At 66.3% G+C, this 15,696-nt stretch carries 14 protein-coding genes; 10 read left to right on the top strand and 4 right to left on the bottom strand.

Features of this window, described 5'->3' with window-relative positions:
• Positions 1-34 precede the first annotated feature (34 nt).
• Positions 35-1,027: a Bug family tripartite tricarboxylate transporter substrate binding protein gene (locus tag ACX12D_RS30790; RefSeq protein ID WP_459374803.1), complete on the bottom strand. Its 993-nt coding sequence runs from the start codon at positions 1,025-1,027 to the stop codon at positions 35-37.
• 208 nt (positions 1,028-1,235) lie between these two features.
• Here ACX12D_RS30790 and ACX12D_RS30785 point away from each other — a divergent pair, with 208 nt between their 5' ends.
• From ACX12D_RS30785 to ACX12D_RS30775, 3 genes are all read left to right on the top strand, one after another.
• Positions 1,236-2,138, top strand: a complete 903-nt coding sequence (locus ACX12D_RS30785) for a LysR family transcriptional regulator (protein WP_043357232.1) — start codon at positions 1,236-1,238, stop codon at positions 2,136-2,138.
• Positions 2,139-2,240: 102 nt separating this feature from the next.
• A complete protein-coding gene (locus ACX12D_RS30780) occupies positions 2,241-2,519 on the top strand; it encodes a type II toxin-antitoxin system Phd/YefM family antitoxin (protein WP_459374801.1) in 279 nt (92 codons plus the stop codon).
• Positions 2,516-2,836 carry a type II toxin-antitoxin system RelE/ParE family toxin gene (locus ACX12D_RS30775; RefSeq protein WP_459374800.1) on the top strand — a complete coding sequence of 107 codons (321 nt, stop codon included), beginning with the start codon at positions 2,516-2,518 and terminating at the stop codon, positions 2,834-2,836. Before ACX12D_RS30780 ends, ACX12D_RS30775 begins: the two co-directional genes overlap by 4 nt.
• 72 nt (positions 2,837-2,908) lie before the next feature.
• On the opposite strand, the gene ACX12D_RS30770 is transcribed toward ACX12D_RS30775, so the two are convergent.
• From ACX12D_RS30770 to ACX12D_RS30760, 3 genes are all read right to left on the bottom strand, one after another.
• Positions 2,909-4,237: a TldD/PmbA family protein gene (locus ACX12D_RS30770; protein WP_459374799.1), complete on the bottom strand. Its 1,329-nt coding sequence runs from the start codon at positions 4,235-4,237 to the stop codon at positions 2,909-2,911.
• Positions 4,237-5,670, bottom strand: a complete 1,434-nt coding sequence (locus ACX12D_RS30765) for a TldD/PmbA family protein (protein WP_459374798.1) — start codon at positions 5,668-5,670, stop codon at positions 4,237-4,239. The genes ACX12D_RS30770 and ACX12D_RS30765 overlap by 1 nt, the downstream gene beginning before the upstream one ends.
• A gap of 1,191 nt (positions 5,671-6,861) precedes the next feature.
• Positions 6,862-7,863, bottom strand: a complete 1,002-nt coding sequence (locus ACX12D_RS30760) for a tripartite tricarboxylate transporter substrate-binding protein (protein ID WP_459376575.1) — start codon at positions 7,861-7,863, stop codon at positions 6,862-6,864.
• Positions 7,864-8,269: 406 nt separating this feature from the next.
• Here ACX12D_RS30760 and ACX12D_RS30755 point away from each other — a divergent pair, with 406 nt between their 5' ends.
• The 7 genes from ACX12D_RS30755 (at position 8,270) to ACX12D_RS30725 (ending at position 15,663) form a co-directional block, all read left to right on the top strand.
• On the top strand, positions 8,270-9,439 hold the full coding sequence (locus ACX12D_RS30755) for an acyl-CoA dehydrogenase family protein (RefSeq protein WP_318235482.1): 1,170 nt from the start codon (positions 8,270-8,272) through the stop codon (positions 9,437-9,439).
• 11 nt (positions 9,440-9,450) lie between these two features.
• On the top strand, positions 9,451-10,650 hold the full coding sequence (locus ACX12D_RS30750; RefSeq protein WP_459374797.1) for a CaiB/BaiF CoA transferase family protein: 1,200 nt from the start codon (positions 9,451-9,453) through the stop codon (positions 10,648-10,650).
• A gap of 219 nt (positions 10,651-10,869) precedes the next feature.
• On the top strand, positions 10,870-12,249 hold the full coding sequence (locus tag ACX12D_RS30745; protein WP_459374796.1) for an MmgE/PrpD family protein: 1,380 nt from the start codon (positions 10,870-10,872) through the stop codon (positions 12,247-12,249).
• 31 nt (positions 12,250-12,280) lie between these two features.
• A complete protein-coding gene (locus tag ACX12D_RS30740; protein ID WP_459374795.1) occupies positions 12,281-13,117 on the top strand; it encodes an HpcH/HpaI aldolase/citrate lyase family protein in 837 nt (278 codons plus the stop codon).
• A 28-nt stretch (positions 13,118-13,145) separates the two neighbouring features.
• Positions 13,146-14,000: an HTD2 family dehydratase gene (locus ACX12D_RS30735; RefSeq protein WP_459374794.1), complete on the top strand. Its 855-nt coding sequence runs from the start codon at positions 13,146-13,148 to the stop codon at positions 13,998-14,000.
• 79 nt (positions 14,001-14,079) lie between these two features.
• Positions 14,080-15,054 (top strand): tripartite tricarboxylate transporter substrate binding protein, encoded by a 975-nt coding sequence (locus ACX12D_RS30730; RefSeq protein WP_459374793.1) that lies wholly within the window; start codon positions 14,080-14,082, stop codon positions 15,052-15,054.
• 93 nt (positions 15,055-15,147) lie between these two features.
• The gene (locus tag ACX12D_RS30725; RefSeq protein WP_459374792.1) at positions 15,148-15,663 is read left to right on the top strand and encodes a MaoC family dehydratase; all 516 of its coding nucleotides are present in this window, start codon (positions 15,148-15,150) and stop codon (positions 15,661-15,663) included.
• Positions 15,664-15,696 lie beyond the last annotated feature (33 nt).

Raw genomic sequence — 15,696 nt, 5'->3', positions numbered from 1 at the left:
CTGTGGTGTTGCGTGCCGTGCTTCGGGCTCGCCCTCATTGCTGTGGAATGCCGGTGTCCCTCACCACCTTGGCCCAGCGCACGCGCTCCGCGTCGATGAAGCTGGCGAAATGCGCGGGCGTGTCGCCGCCCGGCACGCCGCCGAGATCGGCCAGGCGCGTTTTCACTTCGGGCTCGGCCAGGATGCCGGCCACGGTCTTTTGCAGGCGCGCGACCACCGCGGCCGGCGTGCCCGCCGGCGCCACCAGGCCGAACCACGCGGTCACCTGGAAGTCATCGAGGCCGGCTTCCTTCATGGTGGGCACATCGGGCAACTCCGCCACGCGGGTGGCGCTGGTCACCGCCAGCGCGCGCAGCTTGCCGGACTGGATATGCGGCAGCGAGCTGGGCAGGTTGTCCACCATCATCGTCACCTGCCCGGCAACCAGGTCGGCCACGGCCGGCGCGGCACCCTTGTACGGCACGTGGATGATGTCGATGCCGGTGCGCTTCTTGAACAGCTCGCCGGACAGGTGGACCGATTGCCCGGTCCCCGACGAGGCAAACGAGAGCTTGCCCGGCTGGGACTTGGCCAGCGCCACCAGTTCCGCCACGTTGCGGGCAGGCACCTTGGCGTTGACCACCAGCACATTGGGCACCGAGACCACCATGGTGATCGGCGCGAAGTCCTCGGCACGGTAGGGAAGTTGCTTGTACAGGCCGTAGTTGATGGCATTGGGGCCGATATTGCCCATCATCAGCGTATAGCCGTCTGGCGCGGCCTGGCGCAGCGCCTGCACGCCGACGATGCCGGCGGCGCCGGCACGGTTTTCCACCACCACGGGCTGGCCCAGCAGCTCCGAGAGACGCTTGCCGACCAGCCGCGAAGCGATATCGGTGGTGCCTCCCGGCGCTGCGGGCACGATCAGGCGCACCGGCTTGTCCGGATAGTCGGCCGCGGCAGCGCCGCCCATGGTGGCCAAGGTGGCCACGCCCAGCATGGTGGCCACGCCCGCCAGCCTGCTTGCGCTGTAGCGCCGAACTGTCATGTGTCGTCTCCTTGGTGGCTGCGCGGCGGCCCGGTGGCCCGGCAGCCCCGGTTTTGTGCCGCCTTTGCACGAGGCAAGCCGGTAACCGCCCGCGCAATACGGACGAGCCTGCCTTTATGGTTCTCTTGCCACGCCGAATACGATAAATTGACGGCGGGGACATTGCTATTCACGATTGACAAAAGAGGCCTTTGGCCCAGCGAAACACATGCATTACGACCTGACCGACCTGCGCCTGTTCCTCAACGTCGGCGAAACCGAAAACCTGACCCGCGCCGCCGAGCGCAGCTTCCTTTCCCTGCCCGCCGCCAGCACCCGCATCAAGCAACTGGAAGAGGCCTTCCAGACCCAGTTGCTGATCCGCCAGGTCAAGGGCGTGCGCCTGACGCCCGCGGGCGACGCCCTCTTGCGCCACGCGCGCGAAGTGTTCCGCGAACTGGAGTGCCTGCACTCCGACCTGCGCCCTTACGCCAAAGGCGTCAAAGGCCGCGTGCGCCTGCTGGCCAACACTACCGCCACCAATTCCTTTCTCGCCACCGCGCTGTCGCGCTTCCTGGCGGAGAACCCGGATGTGGATATCGAACTGGAAGAACAACTCTCGCAGGCCATCGTCTCGGCCATCAGCGCCGGCGCCGCGGATCTTGGCATCGTCGCCGGCGAGGTCGCCACCAATGACCTGGAGGTCATGCAGCTCTGCAGCGACGAACTGATCGTGATCGCGCCGGTCAACCACCCGCTGCCGCAATTCACCAGCCTGCACTTTGCCGACCTGCTGGATACCTGCCGCTTCGTGGGCCTGAACCAGTTCAGCGCCATCCAGTCCTTCCTGGACCGCATCGCCAGCGGCATGGGCAAGCGCATCAGCCTGCGCATCCAGCTGGGCAGCTTCGACGCCGTGTGCCGGATGGTGGAGGCAGGCGCGGGCATTGCCATCGTGCCCAATAGCTGCGCGCGGCGTTATGCCAGCCGCAAGGTGCTGCGATTTATTCCGCTTGAGGATGAATGGGCCAAGCGCGATCTGCGCCTGGTGCGCCGGCCAGGGCGGGAGTTGCCGCAGTTTGCGGAGACGTTGATTCAGTATTTGACGGATGCGGCGCGGGAACCGGTTTGAGCGGGACTCACGGCCGGCTTGCAGGTGGCCATTCCGCGAAATGGACGCCAGACCGGATTCGGTCTATATTCGGTCATCCGGTAACTCCCGAATGGCTGCCCCGTGAAACTCTCAAACATCAAGCCGATCAGCTTTCTGAAAAGCGATGCGGCCCGTATCGTCACGGAGCTCAGCGAGACGCGCGAGCCTTTGATCATCACCCAGAATGGCGAGGCTAAACTCGTCGTGCAAGACATTGCCAGCTATGAAGCGCAGCGGCAAACCATCGCGCTATTGAAGATCCTGGCGCTCGGCGAGAAGGAGATCGCGCAGGGCAAGGTGACAACGGCGGCAGACGTCTTTGCTGAACTGGATCGGCTGGACAAAAAAGACGGCGCATGAGGGTAGTCTTTCTCGAATCCGCCAAGCAAGACTTGATCGACCTCAGGCACTATCTGGCCAGATTCAAACCCGAGGGAACCTGGCAGGCCGTCAAGAAGCAGATTCAGCAGAAGGTAGCCTACATTGCCGAGTTTCCTGCATCCGGTACTCGCCCCGACGAGCTGGCAGGCTTCGCGGATGGCTTCAGGCAACATCTGACACATCAGCAGCGAATCATCTACAGGGTCACCCCCGACACCGTCTACATCCACATCATTTGCGGGCACGTCCAGGACTTCGAGGAATTCCTGAGCCGGCGGCTTACGAGGCCATGGTGACTCGGCCCTTTTTGCGCTCGAGGATGCCGTTCAGGCATAGCTGAGGAGCCGGTGCGCTAGCGCCTCACCCGCTCAGAGCGTCAACGTGAGTTTTCCAGTCAGCGCACCTGGCAACAGCGCCGAATCGGTCTGCCGCTCGCCATAAGTATTGCTCGACACCCGCAACTGCCGCTCGCTGGTCAGCGCCTCAAGGTGCTCGCCCAGGAAGCTGTAGATGCTGTCATCAAAGCGCATCGTGCCAAGCGGCGCCTGGATGCGGCCATCTTCCACCCAGAACGTGGCGAAGCGCGTCATGCCGGTCATGCGGGCCGCCGGCGCATCGGACCAGTTGAGGTACCAGAGGTTGCCGATATAGAGGCCCGTGCCGAGCGCCGCGAGCACGTCGTCCTGCGCGAGCTTGCCGGCCGCCATGGCAAGCGACTGCGGCGCCTCACCGGCACTGGCGGAATTGGCAGCCAGATCGTACTCGCGCGCGCTGCGTGGGTAGACCAGGCGGCCAGCTGGCCGCCCCGCTTGCACGAGCGTCACGTCGCTGCGTGGAATGCCTTCGGGGCCGAAGGCCGGAGCCAGCGTGCCGCTTGCGCGTTCGTCCAGGTCGAGCAAGTGGCTAAGCCGGGCGCCGCCATCGTACAGCCGCTGCAGCGGGCTTTCCTTCTGCGCCAGCGCGCGGGCCGAGAAGCCGCCCCAGGAACACATGCCGAGCACTTCATCGAGGGCCGCGGGGGCCAGGTAGGCCCGGTAGTCGCCGGGCGGCAGCACGCGCTGCGGCTTGCCCAGGTGCTCCAGCTGCTGGCGCGCTTGTGCAAAGCGGCTGGCGAACTCGGCGGCGTCCCAGCGCGAGCCCGCGTAGTCGGCCTTCACGGCCTGGCCGTTTTCGTGGAACAGGCTCCAGTCGAAGTGGAAGCCTTGCGCGGCATGCCAGCCGAAAGCGCCGAAGCTGCTGGCGAAGCCACGGTAGAGCGGGCCGGCGGCGTAGATGCCGACCAGGTCGAGCCCATGCGCGGCTTCTTCGATCTGCGCGAGCACTTCGGCGGTGTCCGGCGGCGCGGCCGCATCGGCCAGCGTGCGCTGCCAGGGCTCGCGCTCCAGCATCAGGTAGGGGTCCGGCTGCAATTGGCCGATGGCCTCGCGCAACCGCAGCAAGCCGTCTGCGAGGCGCTGCCGATCGGTCGCGGGATCGCCCGACAGCGCGACGCCGATATTGGCGTGGCGCTCGTCGCGGATCAGCTGGAGCCGGGCCGTGGCCTGCCGCACTTGTCCGGCCTGGCGCACCCTCGCGCGGTTGAAGCGGATGAACTCCGACTCCTCCGCGCTGTACCACAGCGTGAAGGCCTCACCCTCGCCCAGCGCCTTACGCACATCATCGGCCAGCGCCGCAAACAACGACTGCGCATCCGCCATCACGCGGCACCTCCAAAGACTTCCACTTGCTTGAACACGCAGGCCGGCGAAGCATGCCCGACGCGCACCACCTGGTTGGGCTCGCCCTTGCCGCAGTACGGCGTGCCGTGCACCTCGAAGGTACTGGCATCGCCAACCGCAGCCAGGCTGCGCCAGAAATTCGCGGAAACGCCGCGATAGTTCGGGTTCTTGACCACCCCCTTGAGCTCGCCGTCCTCGATCAGGCGCCCCCATTCGCAGCCGAACTGGAACTTGTTGCGCGCATCGTCGATGGACCACGAACGGTTGGACGACATCAGGATGCCGCGTTCAATGCCGCCGACCAGTTGCGCCATGGTGCGGTCGCCCGGCTCCAGGTTGAGGTTGGCCATGCGATCGATGGGCGGGCGGTTCCAGTTGCAGGCCCGGCTGTTTGCCACGCCCGGCAGCCCGCTGCGCCATTGCGACAGCGCGCCGCCCAGCGGGCGCAGCAGCAGCCCGTCCCGGATCAGGAATGCCTTCTGCGCGGGCTGGCCTTCGTCATCGTGGCCGTAGCTGGCCAGTTCCTCGGGGATGCCCGGGTCGAAGCTGATATTGAGCAGGTCCGAGCCGTACTGGTAGCGGCCGAAGTCCTCCAGCCCGATAAAGCTGGTGCCCGCGTAATTGCGCTCGTCGCCGAGGATGCGATCCAGTTCCAGCGGATGGCCGATGGATTCGTGGATCTGCAGCATCATCTGGTCCGGCATCAGCAGCAGGTCGGTAGGGCCGCTCGGCGCGTTGGGCGCCAGCAGCAACTGCAAGGCTTCGTCCGCCACCCGCGATGCGGCGCCGGCAAAGCCGAGCCGCGCAATGACCTCCGCCCCGCCCTGCTGGCCGCTGCCGAAGCCGCCGAAGCTGCGGGTCTGGCTGTCGCTGCCGTCGAAGGCGGTCACGCTGATGCCGGGATAGACGAAGCGCAGCGCCTGCCATTGTTCGGCGCCTGCGCTATTCAGGTAGAGCTGCTCGTGGCGCTGGTGATCGAGATAAACCAGCCAGTTCACCAGCCGCGGATCGGCGGGCACGCTGGCGGACACCGCCGCCAGCAGGGCGAAGCGCTCGGCCAGCCCGGGGAACGCGCCATGCAGGCCAGGGGATTCGTAGCGGGCCTGGCCTTGCGGCGGCTCCAGCCCACGCAGGTCGACCAGGCCACGCCCGGCGATCCGCCGGGCGAGTGCTTCGGCGCTGTCGAGCGCGCGCTGCAATCCGGCCACGCTGAGATCGCTGGTGGCGGCGTAGGCCTCCACGCCATCCACGCGCACGCTGAGCATGGCGCCCATGTCCTGCATGAAGGATGGCGGCTCGGCGATGCCGCGCCGCATCATGCAGTGCTCGCCGGTCTGGCGGACGAGACGCAACGAGTGAAACCCGGCGCGGGTGGTGAGCGCTGCGAAGTGCTGTCTGGCGCGTTCGAACAAAGGGGGCTCCTGCCACGGTTGCGGACGAGTCAACCTGACGCGGTTGCGTTCACACGCAAGCAGCAATGACCCATGAACTGTAAATCTTACTACCTTTGCACTTTATCGATGCCAGCAGCAGCTTCTCGAACGCTCTTCGGAAGCCGCCAGCCACGGTAGATCCGAGCCAGACAATGTCCGATCGCGATGCAGAAAATTCCCAACCGCATTCAGAAATATCTGGTTTTTCCGCTCTGGCAACTTTTAATGGACAAGGAGTGATAGAGTTTCACCGTCGTTACTCACGATTTATCTCGAATAGCGATCAAATATGCGACTGATTTACGGATTGATCCGCTCAGCTTCGCACTAGAACTCCCGGTAGATTTCAGACTCGGCGGAAAATAATAATTGCAAGTTAAAAGTAACACCTATCGTATTCCATTAGGTGTTGGCGGAGCTTTGCCCTCGATTGGCTTCGCTTGTTGGCGAGGCACAGAGGCCGATGGGAGGATCCACCCTCCCATCGTTACCGGAGATAGCCTTGAATTTAATAAAAGATTTCATCAGGAGCATTAAGGACATGCGCGGTTGCGACGTGAACTCTGGCGCCTACCTTTTTAATCTTGTGCACTTGGCCGTCATTATTCCGCTCATAATATTAATTTCCTTCTCTCTGATCAAAGAGTATTTTTTCAGCTAATCTCGAGACCACGTTTGGATCGGCGATCCATCTTGGGGAAATCGGCGTCTATCCAGGGACCAATTCCTCAATATGTGGCAAACACGGGACGATGAGATTCTAAAGGGGAGACTGCTTATAGTTCAGCCTATTAACGGAACCCCCTTGAAATCAGGTTCATTTGGCGAGCCTAATCCGCACACCCTCCCGGTGGCATTGCAGACTCAGCGGGCGCTCTAGAGGAACTGGTCCTGCGCTGCGCAAGGGGAACATAGCTGGGAAGGCATAGGAGCGCGGAGGCAGCACAAATGCAGTAGGATTTGCTGCTCATTGGGTCCACCGTCGGCCGCTCCCGCGAACTCGATCCGGTCAGCTCGTCCTCAACCGCTCCCGGAGCCAACGTTGTTCGATCGAGCCAGGCAGGATTGGCAGCCAGAATTGAGTAGTGTCTGAATATGAGGGCTGAAAAATTCCCAATTGGGGAAGAGCCACACGCTGCCTTCTCCCTCGGGACAGACTGCCCCCCGCCATTAGTCTGCCTTCACCCCCGCTGCCTTGATGATCGGCGACCATTTCTCGATCTCGGCCTTCAGCCAGGTGCGCAGCCCTTCCGGCGTCTGCTTCTCCTCCGGCACGATCTCGGCGCCCAGGTCCGCCAGCCGCGCCGCTACCGCCGGATCCTTCAACGCGGTGCGCAAGGCGCCGTTGAGCCGGTCGATGACCGCCGGCGGCGTGCCATGCGGGGCATAGATGCCGTGCCAGACCTTGACCTCGAAGCCCTTGAGCCCACTCTCGGCTAGCGTGGCGGTGTCAGGCAAGGCCTTGATGCGCGTGGTGGTGGTGACGCCGTAGAGCTTGACCTTGTCGGCCTTGATATGCGGCAGGGTCTGGGTGGTCTGGTCGCACAGGATATCGACCTGGCTGCCCAGCAGGGCGGTCATCGCGGGCGCGGTGCCCTGGTAGGGAATGGCGGTCAGCTCCACGCCGATGGCTTTCTGGAACAGCATGCCGCACAGCTGCGAGACCGCGCCCAGCCCGGCGTTGGCCAGGTTGACCTTGCCCTGGTTCTGGCGGATGTAGGCAATCAGCTCGGGCAATGTCCTGGCTGGCAGGTCATGACGGCCGAGCAGGGTCATGGGCACGTCGGCCACCTGGCCGACAAAGCTGAAATCCGTCAGCGGCTTGTAGGGGAGCTTGCTGTACAGCGCCGGCGCGGTGGCCATGCCGTTGTGGTGGATCAGGATGGTGTAGCCGTCCGGCGCGGCCTTGGCCACGTAGGCGGCGGAGACGGTGCCGCCGGCGCCAAGCCGGTTTTCCACCACCACGCTCTGGCCCAGGGACTTGGACATGGCCGCGGCCATGGTGCGCGCCACCACGTCGGTGGGGCCGCCCGCGGCAAAGGGGACCACCATGGTGAGCGGCTTGGCGGGGTAGGCATCGGCGGCGCGCGCCGGGGCAGGCGCGGTGAGGGCTGCCGCCACGCCCAGCGCGGCGAGCGCCATCCAGCGCCATGGTGCCTGGGCCCGGTTCATCCGCGCTGCGTGTTCGCTGCCGACCCGCCCGTGCCGCTGCTGTTTGCTGCCTGCCATGTCTTTTGTCTCCATCGTGGTGGATTGGCCGGGCCATGCCGGCCGGGGCTCGCCTGCGTCGGCCCGTGCGGGCGCGCGGCGCGTTATGGTTTCCGGCAAGCGTGGCGATAAAGCGACGCATATGCAATACGGATTTCCCTAAGGGTGGGCAAGGCCGGCCAGAAGCCGCCAGGCGCCGGCGAGTGCGCGCGGCGCCGCCCAAACCCGTGCCTTGCCCGCCCGGCCTGCTTCCGGGGGCGCTAAGCCGCTCTTTCGCAAATCCGAATTACCGCACGGCAGGCCCTCGGGAATAATGGCCGCAAGCTAAATCCCATAACATCCAGATAAGTCCATACCGGGGCCCCTTTTCATGTTCGCAGAACAATCGCACGACCAGCCGTATCCCGACATCCGCGAAGCCGTGCGTGCCCTGTGCACCGGCTTCGATTCCGCCTACTGGCAACGCGTGGAAGAGCAGAACGCCTTCCCGGAAGAGTTCGTGCAGGCGCTGACCAAGGCCGGCTGGCTGTCCGCCCTGATCCCGGAGGAGTACGGCGGCTCGGGCCTGCCGCTGACCGCCGCGTCCGTCATCATGGAGGAGATCAACCGCACCGGCGGCAACTCCGGCGCCTGCCACGGCCAGATGTATGTGATGGGCTGCCTGCTGCGCCACGGCTCGGCCGAGCAAAAGCAGCGCTGGCTGCCGGGCATTGCCTCGGGCGAGCTGCGCATGCAGTCGATGGCGGTGACCGAGCCCACCACCGGCACCGATACCACCAAGCTCAAGACCACCGCCGTGAAGAAGGGCGACCGCTACGTCATCAACGGCCAGAAGGTGTGGATCTCGCGTGTGCAGCACTCGGACCTGATGCTGCTGCTGGCGCGCACCACGCCGCTGGACCAGGTCAAGCGCAAGTCGGAGGGGCTGTCGGTGTTCGTGGTGGATCTGCGCGAGGCCATCGGCAAGGGCCTGACGGTGCGGCCGATCCGCAATATGGTCAACCACGAGACCAACGAACTGTTCTTCGACAACCTGGAGATCCCCGCCGAGAACCTGATCGGCGAGGAAGGCAAGGGCCTCAAGTACATCCTGGACGGCCTGAACGCCGAGCGCATCCTGATCGCCTCCGAGTGCGTCGGCGACGGCTACTGGTTTATCGAGCGCGCCAGCAGCTATGCGCGCGAGCGCATCGTGTTCGACCGCCCGATCGGCCAGAACCAGGGCATCCAGTTCCCCATCGCGCGTGCCTATGTGAACGTGGAAGCGGCCAGCCTGATGCGCTACAAGGCCGCCGCGCTGTTCGACGCCGGCAAGCCCTGCGGCAAGGAAGCCAACATCTCCAAGCTGCTCGCCGCCGATGCGTCGTGGGAAGCGGCCAACGTCTGCCTGCAGACCCACGGCGGCTTCGGCTTTGCCGCCGAATACGACATCGAGCGCAAGTTCCGCGAGACGCGCCTGTATCAGGTCGCGCCGATCTCCACCAACCTGATCCTGTCGTATGTGGCCGAGCACGTGCTCGAGCTGCCGCGTTCGTTCTGAGGGCCGCCGCCATGCTTGCTACGCACCGGGGCATCCGCCCGCTCGATGGCATCCGCGTCGTCTCCCTCGAACACGCCGTGGCCGCGCCGTTCGCCACCCGCCAGCTGGCCGACCTGGGCGCCCGCGTGGTCAAGGTGGAGCGCCCCGGCGTGGGCGATTTCGCGCGTGGCTACGATGAGACCGTCCATGGCCAGGCCTCGCACTTCGTCTGGCTCAACCGCGGCAAGGAGAGCCTGACGCTCGACCTCAAGCAAGACGAGGCGCAAGCCGTGCTGCACCGCCTGCTGGCCGATGCGGACGTGCTGGTGCAGAACCTGGCACCCGGCGCGGCTGCGCGCATGGGGCTGGATTTCGACACGCTGCACCCGCGCTACGGCAAGCTCATCGTCTGCGATATTTCGGGCTACGGAGACGCCGGCCCCTATCGCGACAAGAAAGCGTACGACCTGCTGATCCAGGCGGCCGCCGGCCTGATCGGCATCACCGGCAGCGCGGATGAACCATCGCGCGCGGGCATTTCCATCGCCGACATCGCGGCCGGCATGTACGCCTATAGCGGCATCCTCTCCGCGCTGCTGCAGCGCGGGCGCACCGGCCAGGGCCTGCGCGTGGAGGTGACCATGCTGGAGGCACTGACCGAGTGGATGAACTACGCGCTGTACTTCGGCCACTACGGCGGCAAGGCGCCAGCACGATTTGGCGCATCGCACCCGGCCATCGCGCCGTATGGCGTGCACCGTACCGGCGACGGCGGCAGCGTGATCTTCGGCCTGCAGAACGAGCGTGAATGGCAGGCCTTCTGCAACAAGGTGCTGGCGCAGCCGGAGCTGCTCAAGGATGAGCGCTTCGCCTCCAACTCGGGGCGCGTCAAGAACCGCACCGAGCTGACCGCGTTGATCGAAGCGCGTTTCGCGCCGATGACGGTGACGCAGGTCGAAGCACTGCTGGACGACGCGCAGATCGCCAACGCGCCCATGAACGATATCGAGGCCGTGTGGAGCCACCCGCAACTGGCCGCGCGCGGGCGCTGGCGCGAAGTGGCCAGCCCCGGCGGCCCCATCGGGGCGTTGCTGCCGCCGGCCAACCTGTCGGGCGTGGAACCGGTGATGGGCGACGTCCCGGCGCTGGGCGCGCATAGCGCGGCCATCCTGGCAGAGCTGGGTTACGGCGCGGACGAGATTGCCAGGATGACGGACAGCAAGACGATTTGAACGACGGCACGAAGCCGTGACGCCAACGCGCAGCCTCGCGCAGGCGTGGCTCCCCTCTCCCGCTTGCGGGAGAGGGGTTGGGGGAGAGGGCAGGCATGTGCAAGAGCGAGGCGTGTCACCTTGCGCGAGCGCCCGCCCTCTCCCCCGGCCCCTCCCACTGGCGTGGGAGAGGGGAGGAACAGCACGACAAACAACCCCAGAACCCCGCCCGGAGCCGGCATGAGCCAAGCCACTGACCACACCTACCCTACCCGCCAGCTGTGCGATTTCCTGGCCCGCTTCACGCTGGCCGACGTGCCCGCCGACGTTGTTGCGCGCACCAAGGACCTGTTCCTCGACTGGATTGCCTCCGCCATCGCGGGCAAGGATGCACCGGCGGTGCGCAAGCTGCAGGAGTTCGTCGCCGCAATGGGCCCGCAGCAGGGCCCGGCCGAGGTGCTGGTGGATCGCCGCCGCACCTCGCCATACTTTGCCGCCCTGATCAATGGCGCCTCCTCCCACGTGGTGGAGCAGGACGACGTGCATAACGGCTCGGTGCTGCACCCGGCCGCCGTGGTGTTCCCCGCCGTGATCGCTGCCGCGCAGGCCGAAGGCAAAAGCGGTGCCGAGGTACTGCTGGCTTCCATCGCCGGCTACGAGGCAGGCATCCGTATCGGCGAATTCATGGGCCGCTCGCACTATCGCGTGTTCCACACCACAGGCACCGTCGGCACGCTGGCGGCAGCCGCCGCTGTCGCCAAGCTGTATGGCATGGACGCAGAAGGCATCAACCAGGCGCTCGGCTCGGCCGGCACGCAGGCCGCCGGCCTGTGGGAATTCCTGCGCGACGCGGCGGACTCCAAGCAACTGCACACCGCCAAGGCAGCTGCCGACGGCCTGATGTCCGCCTGGATCGCACGCGCTGGCTTTACCGGTGCGAAGCGCATCCTGGAAGGCCCGCAGGGCATGGCCGCCGGCATGTCCAGCGACGCCAATCCCGCCGCCCTGACCGACGGCTTGGGCGAGCGCTGGGCCACCGCCGAGACTTCGTTCAAGTTCTTCGCCTCGTGCCGCCACACGCACCCGGCGGCCGATGCGCTCAAGGACCTGATGCTGCGCGAGAAGATCAGCGCGGACCAGATCGGCAACGTGACCGCGCACGTGCACCAGGGCGCCATCGACGTGCTCGGCCCCGTGACCGACCCCAAGACCATCCACCAGGCCAAGTTCTCCATGGGCACCGTGCTGGGCCTGGTCGCCGTGCATGCGCACGCCGGCCTGGGCGAGTTCGAGGACCATGCGCTGCAAGACGCGAAGGTGGCCACCTTCCGCGACAAGGTAGAGATGGAACTGGACGACGAGATCAATGCCGCGTATCCGCGCCAGTGGATCGGCCGCGTCACGGTCAAGACCACCGACGGCCGCACGCTGGCGGGCCGCGTGGACGTGCCCAAGGGCGATCCGGGCAATACCTTGTCGCGCCCGGAGCTGGAGGCCAAGGCGCTGCAACTGGGCGCGTTCCGCCGCGGCGCGAGCGAGGCCGAGATGCGCACCATCATTGCCCGCGTGTGGGCGCTGGAGAAGCAGCCGAACGTCAACGACTGGCTGCCCACCGCCTGATCACATGGCCAATCCTACCGAGACTCGCTTCATGTCCGCCGTCACCACCGCCATGACCTATCTGTTCGTGCCGGGCGACCGGCCCGAACGCTTCGACAAAGCCGCTGCCGCCGCGCCCGATGCGCTGATCCTCGATCTCGAAGACGCCGTGCATCCGGACGCCAAGCCGGCCGCGCGCACGGCCATTGCCGCGTGGCTGCTGGGGCGCGGTGCGCAGGCGCAGGCCTATGTGCGCATCAACGATGCCAGCTCGCCGGCCTTTGCCACCGACATGGCATGGCTGCGCGCCTTGCCGCCCGGCGCACCGCTGGCCGGCTTGCTGGTGCCCAAGGCAGAAGACCCGGCCGCGCTGGGCGAGATCGCCCAGGCGCTAGCGCAGGTCAACCCGCAGGGCCGCCTGGTAGCGATCATCGAGAGCGCGTGCGGCCTGCACGGCATCGATGCGGTTGCCACCGCGCAAGGCGTGTCGCGGCTGGCCTTTGGCTCGCTGGACTTCGCCGTGGACCTGGGTTGCGCCCATACCCGCGAGGCGTTGCTGATGGCGCGCTCGCGCATTGTGCTGGCTTCGCGCGTGGCCGGCCTGCCGCCGCCCGTGGATGGCGTCACCACCGCGCTGAAGGACGAAGCCGTGCTGGCCGATGACGTGGCGCACGCGCGCGCCCTCGGCTTTGCCGCCAAGCTGTGCATTCATCCGGCCCAGCTTGCCGCGGTGCGCGCCGGCTTCCTGCCCACGGCCGAGCAACTGGACTGGGCACGGCGCGTGCTGGACGCCACCGCCAGCGGCAGCCACGCCGTGCAGGTCGACGGCAAGATGGTCGACCGCCCCGTCATCGAACAGGCCCGGCGCATGCTCGCGCTGGCAGGCTAACCGGCGCCGAACCCGCAAATCCCCCGCCATGACCCAACTCGAAACCTTGCGTACCTGGATCGGCCGCAGTGAAAGCCGCACCGAGACCCTCTCCCCGGAACCCGTGATCGGCCTCGCGGCCACGCTCGACCTCGACGGCGACGCGCTGGTGCGCGGCCCGCTGCCGCCGCTGTGGCACTGGCTCTACTTCCTGCCGCGCGCCCCGCAGCGCGAGCTTGGCCAGGACGGCCACCCGGCGCTGGGCGGCTTCATGCCGCCGGTGCCGCTGCCGCGCCGCATGTGGGCCGGCGGCGAGCTGGATTTCCACAAGCCGCTGCGCGTGGGCGATACGGTGACGCGCACATCCACCATCCGCAATGTCGAGCACAAGAGCGGGCGCAGCGGAGAGCTGTGGTTTGTCACTGTGGAACATGTGCTCACCGTCAAGGGCGAGGTCGCGCTGACCGAGCGCCAAGACCTGGTCTATCGCGCCATGCCGGAGCCTGGCCAGCCACTGCCCGCGCGGCCGCGCCTGGCGCACCAGGCGCAATGGCAGCGCCAGTTGCGCGCCGACCCGGCGATGCTGTTCCGTTTCTCCGCGCTCACCTTCAATGGCCACCGCATCCACTACGACCACGACTACGTGCGCGACGTGGAAGGCTACCCCGGCCTGGTCGTGCACGGCCCGCTGCAGGCGATGCTCACGCTGGACCTGCTGGCGCGCGAGATGCCCGGCGCCACAGTGCGCCGTTTCGGCTTCCGCGGGCTGGCGCCGATGTTCGATCACGACACGCTGGCGGTGGGCGGCACGGCCGATGCCAGCACGCCGGGCAAGGTCACCTTGTGGACCGGCGACGATGCCGGGGGCCAGGCGATGGACGCATGGGCCGTGGTGGAGCACTGACCCGCGCAAGGACAGCAACAACGACAACGACAACGACAACATCGGGATCGAAGGGAACGACAACAAGAGGAGACTTCCGATGCATGCAGTCCGCAAGCCATGGCGCGCAGCTGGCGCCGTAATCGTTCTAGGCTGCGCCACGCTGGCCCAGGCGCAGCCCGCTCCCACCTATCCCACCCGCCCGGTAACGCTGATCGTGCCCTATGCGCCGGGCGGCACCACCGATGTGGTAGTCCGTCAGTTTGCCGCGGCCTTGCAGAAATCCCTCGGCCAGACCGTGGTGGTGGACAACAAGCCTGGCGTGGCCGGCACCATGGGCGCGCTTGCCCTGCGGCAAGCGAAACCCGACGGCTACACGCTGTCGATGATGCCGGTCACCGTGTTCCGTCAGCCCTTCATCCAGAAGACCGCCTTTGACCCGGCGCGGGATTTCACCTACCTGTCGCGCATCACGGGCTACACCTTCGGCGTAGTGGTGCCGGCCAATTCCCCGTGGAAGAACTGGAGCGATTTCCTGCGCGATGCGCGCGCCAGGCCGGGCACCGTGAGCTATGGCTCGCCGGGCCAGTACAGCTCGCCGCACATCACCATGATCGAGCTGGTGACCAAAGAGAACCTCACCGTCAACCACGTGCCCTTCAAGGGCGATGCCGACTGCCTGAACTCGCTGATGGGCAACCATGTGCAGCTCTGCGCCGCCGGCAGCGCAGCCGGCACGCTGGTCGATGCGGGCAAGTTGCGCTGGCTGAATCTATGGACGGCGCAGCGCTCCCCGCGCTGGCCCGACGCGCCCACGCTGCGCGAGCTCGGCTACGACATCGTCTCGAACTCGCCCTACGGCGTGGCCGGGCCAAAGGGCATGGACCCCAAGGTGGTCAACATCCTGCAGGCCGCGCTGCGGCGCGCCGCGGAAGATCCCCAGCATCTGGCCGCGCTCAAGCAGCAGGACCAGGACCTGATGTACCTGGACAGCGCCGGCTACACCCGCTTTGCCCTGCAGCAGATTGCACAGGAGAAGGCGCTGGTGGAGCGGCTGGGCATCAAGGCGGATTGACTTGCACCTGCACCCGCGCTGCGCCAGGCCATGGCGCGGCGCGGCTTCTTCTGCTGGCGCGCTGCTTCGCGCCACCAACCCCGATACCGACCGATGACCATCAAGCCATCCACAGCGAACCCCGAAACGACCAGCTTCGACCCGCGCGGCCACCGCATGTGCGAACAGCGTTATTTCGAAGATTTTGTACCCGGTGAACGCTTTGTGCTGCCCTCGCGCACCATGACCGAGGCGCTGTTCGCCGCCTTCCAGCTGGCGAGCGGCGACAACCACCCGGTGCATTACGACGCAGAGTACTGCCGCGCCCACGGCATGCCGCACATGCTGGCGCACGGCTACCAGGTGCTGATCCAGACGGCGGCGGGCGCCGGCCTGTTCCCGCATATGGTGGAGGAATCGCTGAAGGGGTTTCTCGACCAGAGCAGCCGCTTCCTGCATCCGGTCTATGTGGGCGATACGCTGTACAGCGCGCTGGAAGTCAGCGAGCTCGCGCCGAACCGCACCACCGGCGTGCTGACCTTGCGCTCGACGGTGCATAACCAGCACGGCGTGCTGGTGCTCGACGGCTTGCAGCGGTACCTGCTGCGCAAGCGCGCACCGGACGCCTGAACGGCGCTGCGCGCAAACGCATAAGCCGCGCTC

Source organism: Cupriavidus sp. PET2-C1 (genome assembly GCF_054515855.1).
Note: the sequence above shows the minus strand (reverse complement) of the source record. Positions and strands in the feature narration are given on the sequence as shown.